16 protein-coding genes and 1 tRNA gene are annotated in these 15,878 nt (G+C 42.1%); 8 read left to right on the forward strand and 9 right to left on the reverse strand.

Features of this window, described 5'->3' with window-relative positions; all coding sequences use genetic code 11:
* Positions 1 to 60: 60 nt before the first annotated feature.
* Together IYN84_RS02220 and IYN84_RS02225 are read right to left on the reverse strand one after the other, a co-directional pair.
* Positions 61 to 240, reverse strand: a complete 180-nt coding sequence (locus tag IYN84_RS02220) for a hypothetical protein (RefSeq protein WP_210330269.1) — start codon at positions 238 to 240, stop codon at positions 61 to 63.
* 73 nt (positions 241 to 313) lie between these two features.
* Positions 314 to 985 (reverse strand): Bax inhibitor-1/YccA family protein, encoded by a 672-nt coding sequence (locus IYN84_RS02225; protein ID WP_196137535.1) that lies wholly within the window; start codon positions 983 to 985, stop codon positions 314 to 316.
* 234 nt (positions 986 to 1,219) lie between these two features.
* On the opposite strand from IYN84_RS02225, the gene IYN84_RS02230 reads away from it, so the two are divergent.
* The 5 genes from IYN84_RS02230 to IYN84_RS02250 all read left to right on the forward strand — a co-directional run bounded on the left by IYN84_RS02230 (position 1,220) and on the right by IYN84_RS02250 (position 7,187).
* Positions 1,220 to 1,310 (forward strand) — tRNA-Ser (locus IYN84_RS02230).
* A gap of 282 nt (positions 1,311 to 1,592) precedes the next feature.
* Positions 1,593 to 2,666 (forward strand): sensor domain-containing diguanylate cyclase, encoded by a 1,074-nt coding sequence (locus IYN84_RS02235; RefSeq protein WP_196137536.1) that lies wholly within the window; start codon positions 1,593 to 1,595, stop codon positions 2,664 to 2,666.
* A 167-nt stretch (positions 2,667 to 2,833) separates the two neighbouring features.
* Positions 2,834 to 4,663: an assimilatory sulfite reductase (NADPH) flavoprotein subunit gene (locus tag IYN84_RS02240; protein WP_196137537.1), complete on the forward strand. Its 1,830-nt coding sequence runs from the start codon at positions 2,834 to 2,836 to the stop codon at positions 4,661 to 4,663.
* A 2-nt stretch (positions 4,664 to 4,665) separates the two neighbouring features.
* Entirely contained in the window at positions 4,666 to 6,420 is a 1,755-nt protein-coding gene (gene cysI, locus IYN84_RS02245; protein ID WP_196137538.1) for an assimilatory sulfite reductase (NADPH) hemoprotein subunit, read from the forward strand.
* A gap of 47 nt (positions 6,421 to 6,467) precedes the next feature.
* Positions 6,468 to 7,187 (forward strand): phosphoadenylyl-sulfate reductase, encoded by a 720-nt coding sequence (locus tag IYN84_RS02250; protein ID WP_246722576.1) that lies wholly within the window; start codon positions 6,468 to 6,470, stop codon positions 7,185 to 7,187.
* 21 nt (positions 7,188 to 7,208) lie between these two features.
* On the opposite strand, the gene IYN84_RS02255 is transcribed toward IYN84_RS02250, so the two are convergent.
* The 6 genes from IYN84_RS02255 to IYN84_RS02280 form a co-directional block, all read right to left on the reverse strand.
* The gene (locus IYN84_RS02255; protein ID WP_196137540.1) at positions 7,209 to 7,796 is read right to left on the reverse strand and encodes a rhodanese-like domain-containing protein; all 588 of its coding nucleotides are present in this window, start codon (positions 7,794 to 7,796) and stop codon (positions 7,209 to 7,211) included.
* Positions 7,778 to 8,389 (reverse strand): DUF6691 family protein, encoded by a 612-nt coding sequence (locus IYN84_RS02260; protein ID WP_196137541.1) that lies wholly within the window; start codon positions 8,387 to 8,389, stop codon positions 7,778 to 7,780. The genes IYN84_RS02255 and IYN84_RS02260 overlap by 19 nt, the downstream gene beginning before the upstream one ends.
* A complete protein-coding gene (locus IYN84_RS02265) occupies positions 8,389 to 8,874 on the reverse strand; it encodes a YeeE/YedE thiosulfate transporter family protein (RefSeq protein ID WP_196137542.1) in 486 nt (161 codons plus the stop codon). The genes IYN84_RS02260 and IYN84_RS02265 overlap by 1 nt, the downstream gene beginning before the upstream one ends.
* Positions 8,871 to 9,401 carry a protein tyrosine phosphatase family protein gene (locus tag IYN84_RS02270; protein WP_196137543.1) on the reverse strand — a complete coding sequence of 177 codons (531 nt, stop codon included), beginning with the start codon at positions 9,399 to 9,401 and terminating at the stop codon, positions 8,871 to 8,873. Before IYN84_RS02270 ends, IYN84_RS02265 begins: the two co-directional genes overlap by 4 nt.
* A gap of 141 nt (positions 9,402 to 9,542) precedes the next feature.
* Complete coding sequence (locus IYN84_RS02275; RefSeq protein ID WP_196137544.1) at positions 9,543 to 10,328, reverse strand: LytTR family DNA-binding domain-containing protein; 786 nt, start codon at positions 10,326 to 10,328, stop codon at positions 9,543 to 9,545.
* A gap of 4 nt (positions 10,329 to 10,332) precedes the next feature.
* A complete protein-coding gene (locus tag IYN84_RS02280) occupies positions 10,333 to 11,460 on the reverse strand; it encodes a sensor histidine kinase (RefSeq protein ID WP_196137545.1) in 1,128 nt (375 codons plus the stop codon).
* 871 nt (positions 11,461 to 12,331) lie between these two features.
* Between IYN84_RS02280 and IYN84_RS02285 the strand changes: the two genes are divergently transcribed.
* Positions 12,332 to 12,835 carry a hypothetical protein gene (locus IYN84_RS02285; protein ID WP_196137546.1) on the forward strand — a complete coding sequence of 168 codons (504 nt, stop codon included), beginning with the start codon at positions 12,332 to 12,334 and terminating at the stop codon, positions 12,833 to 12,835.
* Between the two features lie 287 nt (positions 12,836 to 13,122).
* Here IYN84_RS02285 and IYN84_RS02290 read toward each other — a convergent pair whose 3' ends face one another.
* Positions 13,123 to 14,097 carry a transposase gene (locus IYN84_RS02290; protein ID WP_196137547.1) on the reverse strand — a complete coding sequence of 325 codons (975 nt, stop codon included), beginning with the start codon at positions 14,095 to 14,097 and terminating at the stop codon, positions 13,123 to 13,125.
* A gap of 656 nt (positions 14,098 to 14,753) precedes the next feature.
* Between IYN84_RS02290 and IYN84_RS02295 the strand changes: the two genes are divergently transcribed.
* Both IYN84_RS02295 and IYN84_RS02300 read left to right on the forward strand, forming a co-directional pair.
* On the forward strand, positions 14,754 to 15,083 hold the full coding sequence (locus IYN84_RS02295) for a hypothetical protein (RefSeq protein ID WP_196137548.1): 330 nt from the start codon (positions 14,754 to 14,756) through the stop codon (positions 15,081 to 15,083).
* 80 nt (positions 15,084 to 15,163) lie between these two features.
* The gene (locus tag IYN84_RS02300) at positions 15,164 to 15,604 is read left to right on the forward strand and encodes a hypothetical protein (RefSeq protein ID WP_210330270.1); all 441 of its coding nucleotides are present in this window, start codon (positions 15,164 to 15,166) and stop codon (positions 15,602 to 15,604) included.
* The last annotated feature ends 274 nt before the right edge of the window (positions 15,605 to 15,878 follow it).

Below are 15,878 nucleotides of genomic sequence, written 5' to 3' on the forward strand. Positions count from 1 at the left end.
GCATAAATCTGCCCGGTATTAAATCTTTGCCGGGCAGAGTTATCAATCAATGGGGAAAGGCTAAACCGATTGCATTAGCAGCCATACAAATAAGGCTACTCCGCCAAGTAAAGCCAAAGCTCCCATCCACTCTTGCTGACTGCCTTTCTTTCCGTGCTTCAACTCTTGCCGAACCCTTGGAAAGACCATAAATATAAACATTGTCAATAAAATGGCCGAGCCTATTTTCATCCAGTCCATATTATCCTACTCGCAAAAAAATAAGGGCTCTGTAGATGAGCCCTTTTTAATATTTAAATAATTCTTCGACTAATTAGTCGTCACTTGCAAATCCAAGCAAATGAAGCAAATTAACAAAGATGTTGAATATATTCAGAAACAGAGACACGGTCATCACGATGTAATTTGCAGACTCCGGCTGATTAATCATTCTGCTTGTATCGTACAGAATAAAGCCACTCATGATTAAGATAACCACTGAAGAAATAGCAAGTGAGAGTCCTGAAATATTCAAAAAGATATTTGCCAGCGCTGCAACTAGTACAACCAGCATACCCACCATCAAGAAGCCACCCATAAAGCTGAAGTCTTTCTTGGTCATCAAGGCGTAGCCAGAAAGGGCAAAGAAAATCAGTCCTGTTCCTGCGAGGGCTGTAGCCACGATTTGTGTGCCATTAGACATCGCCAGGTAATGGTTTAATAGAGGCCCTATACCAAAGCCCATTAAACCGGTTATTGCAAACACCACCAGAATTCCTGCTCCAGAATTTGCTGTGCGTGGAAGTGCCAGCCAGATTAGAGCGAATGAAAGACCAATACAAATCAAGTAAGTCATTGGTGGCATATAAAGCAGTGTAGACACTGTCGCCATTACAGCCGAAAAAATAAAAGTTGCCGATAGTAGCAAATAGGTATTCTTCAGAACCTTATTGATCTCAATTGATTGACCGCGGGCTCTTTCAATTACCGGGGTTGGTTGTTGCATTGATAAACTCCTGTTTAACGTACAATTTCAAGCCAGAAAAATGCCTTCTCAACAGGCTTGGACTCTTTTATATAATAAGGGTTCAAAATAAAGAACCCAACCCTTAAGGTCAAGTATTTTGGCTTGAGATGGGTGTTTACTGGTTGTTCTTTATACAAAGAACAAAAAAAATGTTCTTTTTGTCAAATTAGGCTTTTACAATTTCTAATTATCCGGTAATATGCGCGCCTCAACGGAGAGATGGCTGAGTGGTTGAAAGCACCGGTCTTGAAAACCGGCATACGTTAATAGCGTATCTAGGGTTCAAATCCCTATCTCTCCGCCATTTAATAAAAACCCGCATTTTATGCGGGTTTTTTTATGCCTCCTGAAATATCTTACATATCTAATCTAGTCTGTTAAATTTCAGTTCTCTTGCCGGAACTTCAATCACTCAAGTTTATAATTACATATATCTCTTATGGAGAAGTTTTTTATTCGGTAAATCGAATTAAAAAAATAGTATTAATATGATTTGTGAATTAACAGCTTATCTCAATAGCACTATATCTACAGCTAGCTTAAAGTAGTTTGTTCAAACTACGTTGCAGAAGGATCAGGAGGGCACGTGGGAGTGAGGGGAAGTATTGAGGAGCGTGCTGCTGTTGCGCTCAAACAACAACAAACCAATCAACTTTTACAAGTACAAAAAGACATTCTGGAAGTAGTGGTTACCAGCAACCAATATCAGGAAGCGCTTGATAAATTATGTATTGCTGCAGAAGGTCTGCTGCCAGATTCGACAGCATCGATCATGATTTTTGAGCAGCCGGAAAATCATCTGGTTGTTCGCTCCGCTCCCAATATGCCTGCGGAAGCAATTGGCCAGCTGGAAGGATTGGTTCCTGGTGAAAATGCGGGCTCATGCGGTACTGCAGTCTTTAAGAATGAAGCTCAATTTGTGTGCGACACAGCCTGTGACAATCGATGGCAGGGGTTTGCTGGCTATATTGAAGAATTTGGAATCAGAGCTTGCTGGTCAATGCCGGTAAGGGACCCTCAACAAAAGTCTATAGGTTCTTTTGCATTAGCGAGTAAAACGACTCGAGAGCCTAGTCAATTTCACTATTTGTTACTGGAAACTGTGGCTAAGCTGGCAGCCATCATTTTGACGCGTGAAAAAGAACAAACTCGTCTTCAGATAGCCGCAAGTTATGATGGGCTAACCGGGTTGGAGAATCGCGCCAGTTTGTTGGAGCGTATTTCAGAAGGTATTAGTCGATGCGAAAGACACAGCAGAATGCTCGCGGTTCTGTTTATCGACCTTGATAACTTTAAGAAAGTAAATGATCGACTGGGTCACCATGTAGGAGACAGCATTTTAAAGGCCGCCGCTCTTGAAATGAACAAATCAATACGCAAGACCGACTCGTTAGCACGCCTGGGCGGAGATGAGTTTGTACTAGTGGTTGAAGAGTTCAAGGATATATCCGAACTCAGAGTTATTGCCGAGAAAATGATCGAGTCGGTAACAAGAGCGACAGATTTAATGGGACACGCCAGTGTTTCCGCAAGTGTGGGAGTTAGTATTTATCCTCAGGACGCTATTTCTGTTAATCAATTATTACGCTGTGCTGATTTAGCAATGTATCGAGCAAAAGATAAAGGAAAAAAGCAGACGATCTTCTTTCATGAACCCTGAGTCGCATCCTGATTCATTGATTATTCGACATAATATTTCCTGCCTCCAGGCTGATTTCTATTTTCATCATGACTCCAGGTTATTTCCCAATAGCTGTTAATTAGTGGTTCCTTTTTCTTTACAAGTCCAAAATCTAGGTCAATTTTCATTAATCCGAAGTTAACCTTGTGAACGATAAAGTCGATTTTCCTACAGGAGCGGCGCCGCTTAATAGCGACCTGCTTGAAAGTGTCCAGCAATATGACGCCAAGTCTTTATATTGGCTTAGCGGATACTGTTCCGGTTTAGCTGATGCCAGGGGGAAATCTCCTAATGCAGTCAATACTGCTGTCGGCTTAAATCTGTCTTCGAGCCAAGACTTGTTAGAACAGTCCAATAGTGCTGTAGCGTTAAAAACGTTGGTGCTTTTCGCGTCTCAATCAGGAAATGCCGAGAAAATTGCTACTGAACTTCATCAAAGCCTGGAGCAAAGTGGTCTGGAAGCAAGACTTTCTTCGGTCGCCGATATCAAAGGTAAAGAAATTAAAGAGCAGCAGGTAATACTTCTGGTCGCTTCAACTCATGGTGAGGGCGAGCCACCGGACGATGCTATCGACTTTCATGAGTTCGTGTTAGGTAAAAGAGCGCCAAAACTTGATGGTGTGAAGCATGCGGTATTAAGTCTCGGCGATTCCAGCTATGAGTTTTTCTGCCAGACAGGTAAAGACTTTGACCAGGCGTTTGGCAAATTGGGTTCTCAGCCTTTGATTGAACGCGTTGATTGCGATCTGGACTATGAAGCTCAGGCCGAAGAGTGGATCAACTCTATCACCGAAAAACTCAGAGAGTTGACGGGAAGCAATCCGTCATCAGCTAATTCTAATCAAGCAGTACATAATGTAGCACCTGATCAGTGGAGTAAAGAAAAGCCGTTTAGCGCTACAGTGTTAGCAAATCAGAAGATAACCGGCCGTGGTTCAGTTAAACAGATCCATCATATTGAACTCAGTCTGGAAAATTCGGGCATACATTATTTGCCAGGAGATTCTCTGGGGGTTTGGGCGAAAAATGACGAGCAAACTGTTAACGATATCCTTAAGTTGGTAGAGCTAAACGGTGATGAAAAGGTTGTAATCAAATCTGTCGAGCGTAGTTTAAAACAGGCATTGATTGAAAATCTGGAGATCACACTACTTAATAAAGGCTTGATAAGCGACTATGCAAAACTTTCTGGCAGTGACGAGGTTGCCAAAATTGTTAGCGAAGGTTATGCAGAATATGTAAGCAATCATCAACTAATTGATTTGCTCTCTCTCGCGCCACTAAAGCTTGAAGCTCAACAACTGGTTGATCTGCTAAAACCGATCAAGCCGCGCATGTACTCAATTTCTTCCAGTCTGGAAGCTAACCCGGAAGAGGTGCATCTTACTGTCGCTTTGGCCGAATCAGAAAATGAATCCGGCAAGCGACAAGGTGCCGCCAGTAGTTTTCTTCTGGAAAGACTTGAAGAAGATGATCAGGTACTAGTTTTTGTTGAAGAAAACCGTCACTTCAAATTACCTGAAAATGACAAGCCCGTTTTAATGATTGGTCCTGGTACAGGTATTGCGCCGTTCAGAGCCTTTTTGCAAGAACGCGAAGAGCGCCAGGCTAAAGGGGGGAACTGGTTGTTTTTTGGAAATCCGAATTTCAATACCGATTTTCTTTATCAAACTGAACTTTTGGAAGCGTTAAATTCTGGGGTTCTTAATGAGTTGAGTGTTGCTTTTTCTAGAGATCAGGAAGAAAAAATCTATGTGCAAGACAGGCTCAAAGAAAATGCGGAGAAAATCTGGGATTGGATAAATTCGCAAGGTGCCTATTTATATGTCTGTGGTGATATGAACCGCATGGCAAAAGATGTTGAAGCTACCTTGAAGAATATTATTCAGGAACAAGGAAACTTATCAGCTGAACAAGCTGATGATTACCTGAAACAATTAAGAAAAGACAAACGATACCAAAGAGATGTGTACTAATTATGGCTACTAGCAAATTGATTAATGAAGTTCAGAATAAGGTCGAAATTAACGACGCTATCCAGCCAACCAGCTTCGATCCTGGTAAGCACTCTGATGTAGAGCGTATCAAAGTCGAAAGTAACTATTTGCGCGGAACCATTACTCCAAGCTTGCAAAATTCGGTAACAGGTTCTGTGGCGGACGACGATTTAATGCTGATTAAGTTTCACGGAATCTACCAGCAAGATGATCGTGATCTTAGAAATGAGCGACGTAAGCAAAAACTGGAACCCTTGTATTCATTTATGATCAGGGCAAGAATTCCGGGCGGAGTTGCAACTTCTCAGCAATATATTCAAATGGCTGAACTGGCGACCAAATACTCCAGTGGCAGTTTGCGGTTAACGACGCGTCAGGCGTATCAATGGCATGGTGTGTTTAAAAGAAACCTGAAAAAAACCATCGCTGGTATTAATGAAACTATGCTGGATACCATTGCAGCTTGTGGTGATGTCAATCGTAACGTGATGAGTAACCCTTTGCCGGAAACGTCAAAAATTCATGCAGAGGTTTTCGAGTGGACTAAAAGAATTAGTGAACATCTATTGCCACAAACCAGGGCTTACCATGAAATTTGGCTGGATGGTGAGAAAGTGGAGTCGAGTGAAGAGCCTATTTATGGACAGACTTACTTGCCGCGAAAATTCAAAACAGCGATCGCTATTCCTCCTTACAACGACGTAGATGTTTTTGCCAACGATCTCGGCTTCATCGCAATTGTTGAAAACAATGAATTGATAGGTTTTAACGTTGTTGTTGGCGGTGGCATGGGAAGCAGCCATGGAGACCAGACAACTTATCCTAGAGTAGGGAATATCATTGGATTTTGTGATCTTTCACAAGTGCTTGCTGTTGCAGAAAATGTAGTCAAGGTACAGCGCGACTTTGGTAACAGGGAAGTGCGTAAACATGCTCGACTCAAATACACTATCGATAGCTTGGGCATTGATAACTTTGTTGCAAAGCTACATGCCTATTTAGGATTTGAATTGCCAGAAGCACGAGATTATCAATTTATTCATAATGGCGATCGTTACGGCTGGATTGAAGATGAAAATGGCAATTGGCATTTAACGCTGTATATCCATAGCGGAAGAATTATTGATAGTGAAGACAAAAAGATTTTTTCCGGTCTGCTTGAGATCGCAAAAATTCATAATGGTGAGTTCAGGATTTCTCCGAATCAAAATCTGATCATCAGCAATATCAATCCGACCATCAAAGATAAGGTGTCAGCGATATTGAAAACACACAATATCAGTATTGGTGAAACTGAGTCGCCGACTCGATTAAACTCGATTGCTTGTGTGGCTTTTCCAACCTGTTCACTGGCTATGGCAGAAGCCGAGCGATATTTGCCGAGTTTTGTTGATAAGCTGGAAGAAATATTATCTGAGTACTCAATTCGCGATCTGCCGATCAATGTGCGAATGACCGGTTGCCCGAATGGATGTGGGCGACCATTTCTGGGCGAAATAGGTATGGTTGGTAAAGCACCAGGCAAATACAACCTCTATCTTGGGGCTAGTCATACCGGACACAGGCTCAACAAGCTTTTTCGTGAAAACATCGGAGAGCAGGAAATATTGGAGACCTTAAGGCCGATCCTGAAAGACTACTCTGAAAGTAGGCTGACTGATGAACGCTTTGGTGACTTTGTTATTCGAACAGGTGTCATTAAAGCTGTCGAAAATGGTCTTGATTTTCATAAGTAAATACTAAAAACAGGAACATGGGGTTTTTCATAACGGAGCAATGCAAGATGCTTGATTCAGTTTGGAATGAACAACGTATTACTACCGCAAATGAAGCGCTGGAAGAAATGAGCGCCCAGGATAGAATTGCCTGGGTGCTTGAAAATTTACCGGGAGAGTTTGCCCTGTCTTCGAGCTTTGGCGTTCAGTCTGCGGTTAGCCTGCATATGGTGACCCAGTTAAAGCCCGATATCCCGATCATCCTGGTTGATACCGGCTATCTTTTTCCGGAAACCTACCAGTTTATCGAGGAGCTCACTGACCGCCTAAGCCTTAACCTGAAAGTTTTTCGTTCGCCTATTAGCCCTGCATGGCAGGAGGCAAGATTTGGAAAACTTTGGGAAAAAGGGTTAGATGGTTTAAAGCAATATAATCAGCTGAATAAAGTCGAACCTATGGAGCAGGGACTAGAACAACTTAATGTATCCACCTGGTTTGCAGGTGTAATGCGAAGCCAATCAAATAGCAGACAGAATCTTGAAGTGTTGCAAAAAATCAGGGGAAGGTTAAAAGTTCATCCGCTGATTGACTGGAATAATCGGGTGGTTTATCAATACCTTAAAAAGCATAATTTACCGTATCATCCGCTTTGGGAGAAAGGATACGTGTCCATCGGTGATATCCATAGCACAGTGCCATTATCTGCAGGAATGAGTGAAGAAGAAACACGTTTTGGCGGTTTGAAAAGAGAGTGTGGCTTGCACGAAGACTCTCTATCCGGTCTATAGTTGAAAATTTTATTACTGTGATTAGCAACCGTGACGTTGATGTTTTTGTTTGAGTAGCTGTATAGGATTGGGAGCTGACGGTGGTGAGCTATTACTGTCGCTAAGCTCACCGCCAAAAAATCGACTGGTTTTTTCTCGCTCTTTGAGAAGTTCTGCGGGTATTTCGCTTTTCTGTGGAAATAGAACCTCTTTTTTCCACGCTTCGAACCCTCCGCTTAAAATAGTAACCTTGAAAAAGCCTCTAATCATCAGCAAGTAATAAGCTTGTAGTGCTTCGGCTTCATTTTCTGAATAAAGAATGATGTTGTCGTTTAAACGCCATTTTGATTGTTTAATGAGGTTCAGGTCATAGTTTTCTGATGTTGGGATTTTGTAGTCTGCAGCTTCCCTCAGATCTAAAAGGAAATAGTTCTGATTCTGTTCCATTAAGAGTTTTGCGAGCTTGAGTGGTGAAATTTTCCTCACTTTTTGTTCAACTAATTCATCAAACTCCGTGAAAGAGAGCATTAACGCATCTTCATCGGTTATCGGTCGTTCTTCAAGAAAAAATGCCGAGAGTCCAAGAGGAAGAAATACCAGGGTTAGTATGATTAAGGTTCTGTTTTGCATAGCTCACTCCTCGATAGCGAAAAATGATTTTCTATTTTTTCCACCACAAAAAAGCACAATAGTGCTAAAGAACAAATAATTAATATTGTCATGCCGTAAGTCAGCATAGAAAACTGGTAAAGAAATTCTGGTAGGGGTGAGCGGCTTGAATAGAAACTTTCCAGCCATGTGTAACTAGTCGCAAACACAAAGCTTCCAATAAAAAGACCGACAATTGTGAACCATCCGTCTTTATGACCGCTTGCTGCACCGATAAAAGCTGTTCCGGGACAGTAACCACTGATCATAAAGCCCACCCCCAATATCAGACCGCCAATAAATTGTGGAGCCGGAAAACTTGCAGTAAAGCGAATGATGGAAAGCTCTATCCAGCCCAGATAGTGAAGATAGAACAATGCTGTCATCGCGGTAATAATGGCGGTAAACATAACTTTGAAAACCGTCATATCATGTAGTAAAAATTGTCCGGTTAATTTTTTCGGATTGCCCAGTCCGGATTGCTCTAAAGTTGCGCCGAAAGCCAGGCCAATAATAAGCGCGAATATAAGGTGGATACCGTCACCAATATGTTGAAACTCATACAGCGGAAACACTATCGCCACTCCTTTTTAAAGAAAACACAAGTAGCGTAGGCGCCAATAAAGACCGCCAGCATAAATGCCCAACTACCGGTATTGAGTAGAGCACCGCCGGACAGCGCCTGACCACTGGTACAGCCTCTTGCAAGGCGGGCCGCAAAGCCCATTAATATGCCGCCGCTAAAAGCCCAGACAAATCGTCGAAAGTTGCTCGGTTGACTTCCTTTGATCACCCTTGGAGCGAAACGTCCGCTAAACTTTGCCGACAGGAAACCGCCGACAATCATTCCGATAACTTCGATAAATATCCACGACTCCAAAAGGCTTCCTGGCGCGTCGATTGATTTTAGATAGCTTCCCTGATTCGGCAGCGTTTCGGCCAATGATTGCGCAACCGCGCCTGAAGCCCCGAGTCCGCGTCCGGCGATTAAAAAACTCGCCGTTAAGATCAGGCCTAAAATAATACCTGCAAGATACGGGTTGATGTATTGCCTGGTCATTGGGCTGACCGTATTGAACTGTCGGACCTAGCATAGTGTTTTAGTGTCTCATCGATAAAGCTTTGCCACCTTTCTTCTGGTTGCCAGATAGCGACAAGATCTTTTACCGCTTGTTGCTTATCAATTTTTAACTGGGTTATTCGATAGAGATAAACAAAAGTTGATGCTCGCCAGTTAAGCTGACAATGAACAAAGACTTTGTCATCTTTATATTGCTCCATCAACGCGACGAACTGCTTGAAATTTTCCAGTGTCGGGTTGTGCCAGTCGACTTTTATTTGTTCAAAAGTCATACCCAGCTGCTGAACTTTTCGTTTCTCCTTGAGCTGTACTCCCGGTATCAGGTTGATCACATGTTGAAAGCCATAGTCTTTCAACAATTTAAGTTGTTCAGGCTTGGGGAGTCCTGCGGAGGCAAGATCGTCGTTGACGAAATGGAAGTTGGTGATTTGTGCAAGCTGCTCTGTCTGTTTTGCCGAAGCAAACGGGGTAATCAAAAAGAGTGTCAAGATCAGTATTCGAAACATTATTATTTCCTTGCATAATAGGCTGTGATAAACACTATATTATTCAAGGCATATTGGTGCCGCACCTGCTAATCTGTGAACAGCCTGAAAGTTAGGTCTAGTGACAGAGTGATGCGGTGAAAGAATTTAATCTTTTTCTGATTAGTTCTGCTCAGTGAGACTGGAGATCAGTTGCTCGCGATAACTTCGGCTAACTTTCAGTTGAGTATTATCATCAAGTACCGCGGTATAGTCGCCGGCGTCATTGGTAAGCAATTCCCTGACTAAAGAGAGGCGGATCAGGGTTGAACGGTGTATTCGCTGAAAGCCGGAGTCTTGTAAACGTTGCTCCATATTGCGTAGCGATTCACGCATCAGGTGAGAGGCTGTCGTCGTGTGGATATTGATATAGTCACCATCGGCTTCAATCCAACGGATATCATCCGGCGTGACAAAGACTACCCGGCCATGCGAGCGGATCTGGATTCGCTCTGATGGCTTACCGGGGGAGGATGTTCGCTCGGTATCGGACATACCCCCCAAAAGGGACTGCAATTGTGCAACATGTTTTCCAATGTTATTGCTATTCAGTTGTTCCCTTATTCTGGCGAGGCTTTGCTCAAGTCTCTCCCGGGAAAGCGGTTTTAAAATATAGTCAACGGCGTTGACTTCGAAAGCCTCAATGGCGTATTGATCATACGCAGTTAAAAACACAACCAGCGGCATATTTTCAACCCCCACAGCCCGGATTACATCGAAGCCATTCACTTTGGGCATATTGATATCGAGAAATACGACATCAGGTTTGTCGCTTAAAATGGAGCGGATTGCTTCGCTGCCTCCACCAGACTCCGAGATGATCTTGATATCGGCCTCCTGCTCAAGTCTCAACCGGATACCTTCCCGAGCCAATGGTTCGTCATCTACAAGCAACACTTTGATTGTCATTCGATTAAGTCCTTTCAGCTTTTTGTAAAGGCAAGGTTAAAGTAACACAGACGCCTTCGCCGGCTCGGCCATTGATTTCAAATTGATGGTCATCACCATAAATTTGTTGAAGTCGAGCTTTCACGTTGGTGAGACCAATACCGCTACTCTGTTTATTTTGCTTATAGTCGAATCCTGCACCGTTGTCTTCTACTCGAAGAGTCAAACGGTCCTTGATTTGATTGCAATCGATAGTGAGCTTACCCAAACCTTCAATTTGGCCAATACCATGATTCATGGCATTTTCTACCAAGGGCTGCAGGATCATATTAGGTACTTTTATCGATTCCAGTTTCTTATCGCAATTGATTTCAATCGACAATTTCTCACCGAATCGTACTTGTTCAATCGCCAGGTAGTTCTGAATGGTTTCGAGTTCATGTTTTAGCGTAACCATCATTTGATGGTTATCATTCAGCGATTGGCGAAAAAAGTTACTTAAGCGCTCGATCATTTGTCCGGCTTTTTCGCTGTCATTTTTTAACACCAGTACGGATATTACATTCAGCGTATTAAACAGAAAGTGAGGGTTAACCTGCATCTGCAGAGTTTCCAGTTTTGCCTGAGTCAGTTGCTGATTAAGTCGTACTGAATCGAGCTCCTTTTGCTGGGCAATGGCATAGAAATTCTTCAGATTAAAACTGCTGATAAATATCGTATAGACGATGATATCGATCAGAAAGAGGGAGTCGCCAAATAGAAAATGACCGGCATGCTGCCAGGGTTGATATCCTCTCATACCGGGACTCATATCTTCCAGGTAGTGGTAAGAGTAGCTGATAGCAATTCCGTGAGCCAGCGACACAAGGAGAAAAAGCCCCAGATGAATCAGCGCCGGAGACGCCCATTTAACCGGACTTAATGGGATTCTTAAAGCGATGATTGTCACCAACGGTGAAAGTAACAACCAGGGTAAACAGATCTTCAACAGCAGAAAACTGATTTGGCTTATAGGGTGAGGCTCGAATTCGTGTATTGTCAGCAGACCCGATAATTGTGCCAGTAATACGTATATGATGCCTCCGAGCGTGATCGAAGACATTAGTATTAATACGTGTTTAACCAGTGGTTTGTTGCGACTAAGCCATTGCATGAGTAAGGGGTCTACTACGATAGATGGTTTCCGGCAGTGTATTTAATAATAGCGGCAAATGGAAGGCTGGTGCTGTAGGATAACGGCCTGGCCGGGATGGAACGTGGATACAGGCGGTGAATGGTAATAAATCTTCAATATTACTAATCAGCTATGTGGAGCCATGTCAAACCATTCGGGGAATTCTGGCGTCAGGATGACTCGTTCGTAAAAATAAAATGTATCGGCTCCTACTCGTACTGTATAAGTAGTTGTGGTCAAGTGATAATGTTCTTACCACGCTTCATTATTTGGCTATCCATATGATTTTAAAAGAACTTCTATTTTCGAGATGTGTATTTATCGTCAGTAAATCACGATAATAACGAGACTTTACTTTAAGTTTGACGTCTAACTCATGGCTACGAGACAAAAAGCTCTTTTGCATATAAAAAATTTTCCGTATTATCGTGATTTAGTGAAGATAATAATCTGTTAAGAGCAGAATACGGAGAACAAATTTTTCTGCTGAGAGTAGTTGAGTGATACGGTAACATAATGCCGTATCGATATTTGCGTTTTATCGAGAGAAAAATAAATAAGGGAGTTGACGTGCCATTTTTTCATCGTTACCTTAAGGCGGAGGCCGGGCGCGTTGATGAAATCGTGGTTACATGCAACGGACACTGCCTCCGCCTTAAGGAGAAGAAAGTCACATCGCCATCATTCCTTGTTTGTTCTTCCTATCGTAAACTCGCCAATCTGAGATCGTACAAAGTTAGTATTCCGAAAAACAGGAATACATCAGACAGAATTGTGCGAGCTCTTAACAACCCGTAGCATGTGACAAAGTTGAAAGACACTTCGCACATGTACTTTTCGTTAGGCACATATGAAGAAACGTCGACCTACAATTCCATTTTCAGGCTGGATGCTGGCTGTTGATTTGGAAGAAACCAGAAAAATACAGAATCAGAAAGGTACGCCTGCTTACGGATGTGATTGTGATTTATGCACAGAATGGAAGTTGGCGTATAAGAAAATAATCCCTGAAAAATTATTAGACGAGTTTGGCCGAGCTGGAGTTGAGCTTCAATCACCAACTGATCTTTACGGCTCTGGCTCTGGAGATGAAGAGCGAACTATAAGAGTTACTTTCCACTTCATAGGAAAGATTTTAAGTGGATTAAACGGCGCTACACATGATGATAGATTCGACTATGATGGATTTCCATATGAAGTCGTACGAGATAACCCATACTTTAGTGTTAGAGTGATTCCTCAACAAGAAACATATGTATCCGCTCCTAATTGTGAAGCCAAGGGGAACTCCCGTGTCTTATGTATAGATATGAGACTTGGCTATCCCGCTAAGTACGTGTGTGAAAATGCCTAACAAGGGTTAGAAAATGAATTCGGCTAAAAAACAGCCTCACAATTTAAACAAGCGTTATATGTACTTTTATGATTGACACAAACTAAATCAGACACTCAGGTTTTAATAGATGCCTATATGACTCACGGCCTATCAGTATTTTAAGGGTAAAACTTAAGAAAGGCTTATAGATATTGCTTGAAAAAACAAAAAGCCAAAACTCGTAAGAATAATGTATCGACATTTGATTCTTCGACATAGCTACGCCTACCAAATCAGAATAGAAAAGATTTTTTAGTCTTTATCAATTAGGACTGATACAGCAACTTCGCCTGCCCAACTCCCTTAACCCAGCTTTTCTTAATGGCTTTAGCCTTTTCTCTGAGTTTATCAATTGAGCCCATCATCGTCGGTTGTCCATGACAGAGCTTTTGAATTTGGTCGAGCCAATTACCTTGTTGAATATTTAAACGCTGAAAGATGGAGCTGACATAAGGCGGAATAGCAGCCTTTTTCTGATGAACAATAGCACGGCCCGTCCATTCTACTAAAGCTAGGTAATCACTCAGGTTAAATGTGCAAAGAGACTCATCAGGCGACTGGTTAACCGGAATCAGTGGTTCATTCATCTGAAGGGGTGAAGTTTTTAGTTTATCAATTCGCCGTTTGATTGACGTGTGGAGTGAGGATTCCAGCTCCTGAGTAATCCCTGTACGAATTGGATTTAAATCGACATAAGCCATACAGGCAAGAACTGAAGTTTCATCGAGTAGCGGAATCGACTGATAGCGAGATTCCCAGAATCGACCTTTGACACAATCTTCCAGGTTACTCTGTTTCGCCAGAGGCTCATTCAGCCTTGCCATAAACCAGGAAAGCTTGCCGAGGCGTTTTCGATACTTGGCCAGTTTAGCTTTATCCGCCATGATAGCCTGTTTCTTTAATTCTCGAAGTTTATGGTTCTCAGGTTTATCCAATCGGCCGGGATAGGCCTTTAACCAACGCTCGGCGACTTGTTCATCAGTTAATTTTTCAGCGCCTTTAGGGTCAACTTTCAGAACCAGATGATAATGGTTATCCATGATGGCGTAAGCGTAGAGTGATACAGAGAAAATATCTGACAGCGCCAGCATTCGATTTTCCAGCCAAGCTTTGCGATGGTCACAGTTACGCCCAGAAACAGGATCATCGCCACATAGATAAGCGCGTCGAACGCAGCGGGAAATGCAGTGATAAAATCCAGCTGACTCACTGTCAACGAGATATTTACGAGGTATGGCCATTAGTTCTCATCCTTGAGAAGAAAGTTCTGCTCTTATTCTACCTGTTCATTGATTCACGCCAATCAGCTAAATCCGCTCAAGCTGTAGGAAAAGGCCGGTTGATGTTGTAGGATATTGGATTAAATCAGGATGTCTGAAAATAGATTTAACTCATGGCTACGAGACAAAAAGCTCTTTTGCATATAAAAAATTTTCCGTATTATCGTGATTTAGTGAAGATAATAATCTGTTAAGAGCAGAATACGGAGAACAAATTTTTCTGCTGAGAGTAGTTGAGTGATACGGTAACATAATGCCGTATCGATATTTGCGTTTTATCGAGAGAAAAATAAATAAGGGAGTTGACGTGCCATTTTTTCATCGTTACCTTAAGGCGGAGGCCGGGCGCGTTGATGAAATCGTGGTTACATGCAACGGACACTGCCTCCGCCTTAAGGAGAAGAAAGTCACATCGCCATCATTCCTTGTTTGTTCTTCCTATCGTAAACTCGCCAATCTGAGATCGTACAAAGTTAGTATTCCGAAAAACAGGAATACATCAGACAGAATTGTGCGAGCTCTTAACAACCCGTAGCATGTGACAAAGTTGAAAGACACTTCGCACATGTACTTTTCGTTATGTGTGTGAAAATATGAATCCAGAATGCAAATTTTATATGGAGATAGAAGCCCCTAAAGGACTAGCTGGGATAGAGGAGCATCTAGGTCGTTGTAGGCTTGACGTTATGCCATATTTATCTGGATATAACAAAAAAGTCATCTTAAAGGCGGGGCAAGATTGTAATTACCTCGAGTGGGCAATGGACTCATCGGATACTGATATTATGATCGCGCATGGATATTTCGAAATTCCTGTCGAAGATGCTTGGATGCTGCTGAGTGACTTATCTATAGCGCTAGTTGCAGCAGGATTTCCACACTATATTGGTATAGATGATGAAGACGGCAACAAAAAATATGCAACGTCATTTCTATGGCAAGAGTAATCACATAACAAAAGGTTCAAACTGACGCCTAGCGGCGCAGTTTACCCAAGTGTTATGCATAAGTCATCATGTACGGATTAATGCTATTTTTCGTCGTTTTTTTACTCATTTGTTTTGCAGGCTATCGTTCGTCTCAAGAAAACAAGCGATTCAAGGAGGCGTATGATGCTTTTCTTGAGGAAAATGAGGGAAGTGAGTTCTTTTGCTATACGAATAGAGAGCTATTTTGCAGTTTTATTGAAGAGAAGCTAATCCCGAATCTGGAAGGTGATATATTCATTGTAAAACTGGAAGGTAAGGTGCCGAAGAGTGAATTTGATGAGAAGTTCATGTCCTATTCTTTGTGTCGCTTAAGAAACGTTGGTTTTCCCAATGTTATGAAAATTGTAAACGGACAATTCATCGACCACTCCATACACAATGAAATTTACAATGCTATTAATAATGAAAAATTCGATGAAGTGCAAACCATAGTGCAGAATGCATTGTTAAAAATAAGAGGGGCTTGTAAAAATGCATAACAAAAATTGGTGTCACAAAAATTGGTGTCAGAGTTAATTAATTCTCTGAAAAATCAAAAAGCGAGGTCAATGTCGATAACTTTGATTTAGAGATAGATTTACACTGACCCTAAATTTTTCTTGGTATAAAGCCAATCCCCAATAAAGACAAGTTGTTCGATTTGCTGGGGGGACTATGGTTATAGTCTTAATAATTCTGATGGGGATGTCAGCGTATACGGTAAACACATAAGGTGTTTTATCTACAACAAATTTCACTTAACGAAACGCAGGA

This window comes from Aliikangiella sp. G2MR2-5 (genome assembly GCF_015687155.1).
GTDB lineage: Bacteria > Pseudomonadota > Gammaproteobacteria > Enterobacterales > Kangiellaceae > Aliikangiella.

Coding starts and splice junctions, on each gene's coding strand:
- IYN84_RS02270 (WP_196137543.1), bottom strand. CDS start 9,401: ATGTTTCGAATACTGATCTTGACACTCTTTTTGATTACCCCGTTTGCT.
- IYN84_RS02295 (WP_196137548.1), top strand. CDS start 14,754: ATGGAGATAGAAGCCCCTAAAGGACTAGCTGGGATAGAGGAGCATCTA.
- IYN84_RS02220 (WP_210330269.1), bottom strand. CDS start 240: ATGGACTGGATGAAAATAGGCTCGGCCATTTTATTGACAATGTTTATA.
- IYN84_RS02300 (WP_210330270.1), top strand. CDS start 15,164: ATGCTATTTTTCGTCGTTTTTTTACTCATTTGTTTTGCAGGCTATCGT.
- IYN84_RS02280 (WP_196137545.1), bottom strand. CDS start 11,460: ATGCAATGGCTTAGTCGCAACAAACCACTGGTTAAACACGTATTAATA.
- IYN84_RS02250 (WP_246722576.1), top strand. CDS start 6,468: ATGCTTGATTCAGTTTGGAATGAACAACGTATTACTACCGCAAATGAA.
- IYN84_RS02225 (WP_196137535.1), bottom strand. CDS start 985: ATGCAACAACCAACCCCGGTAATTGAAAGAGCCCGCGGTCAATCAATT.
- IYN84_RS02265 (WP_196137542.1), bottom strand. CDS start 8,874: ATGACCAGGCAATACATCAACCCGTATCTTGCAGGTATTATTTTAGGC.
- IYN84_RS02290 (WP_196137547.1), bottom strand. CDS start 14,097: ATGGCCATACCTCGTAAATATCTCGTTGACAGTGAGTCAGCTGGATTT.
- cysI (WP_196137538.1), top strand. CDS start 4,666: ATGGCTACTAGCAAATTGATTAATGAAGTTCAGAATAAGGTCGAAATT.
- IYN84_RS02275 (WP_196137544.1), bottom strand. CDS start 10,328: ATGACAATCAAAGTGTTGCTTGTAGATGACGAACCATTGGCTCGGGAA.
- IYN84_RS02255 (WP_196137540.1), bottom strand. CDS start 7,796: ATGCAAAACAGAACCTTAATCATACTAACCCTGGTATTTCTTCCTCTT.
- IYN84_RS02285 (WP_196137546.1), top strand. CDS start 12,332: ATGAAGAAACGTCGACCTACAATTCCATTTTCAGGCTGGATGCTGGCT.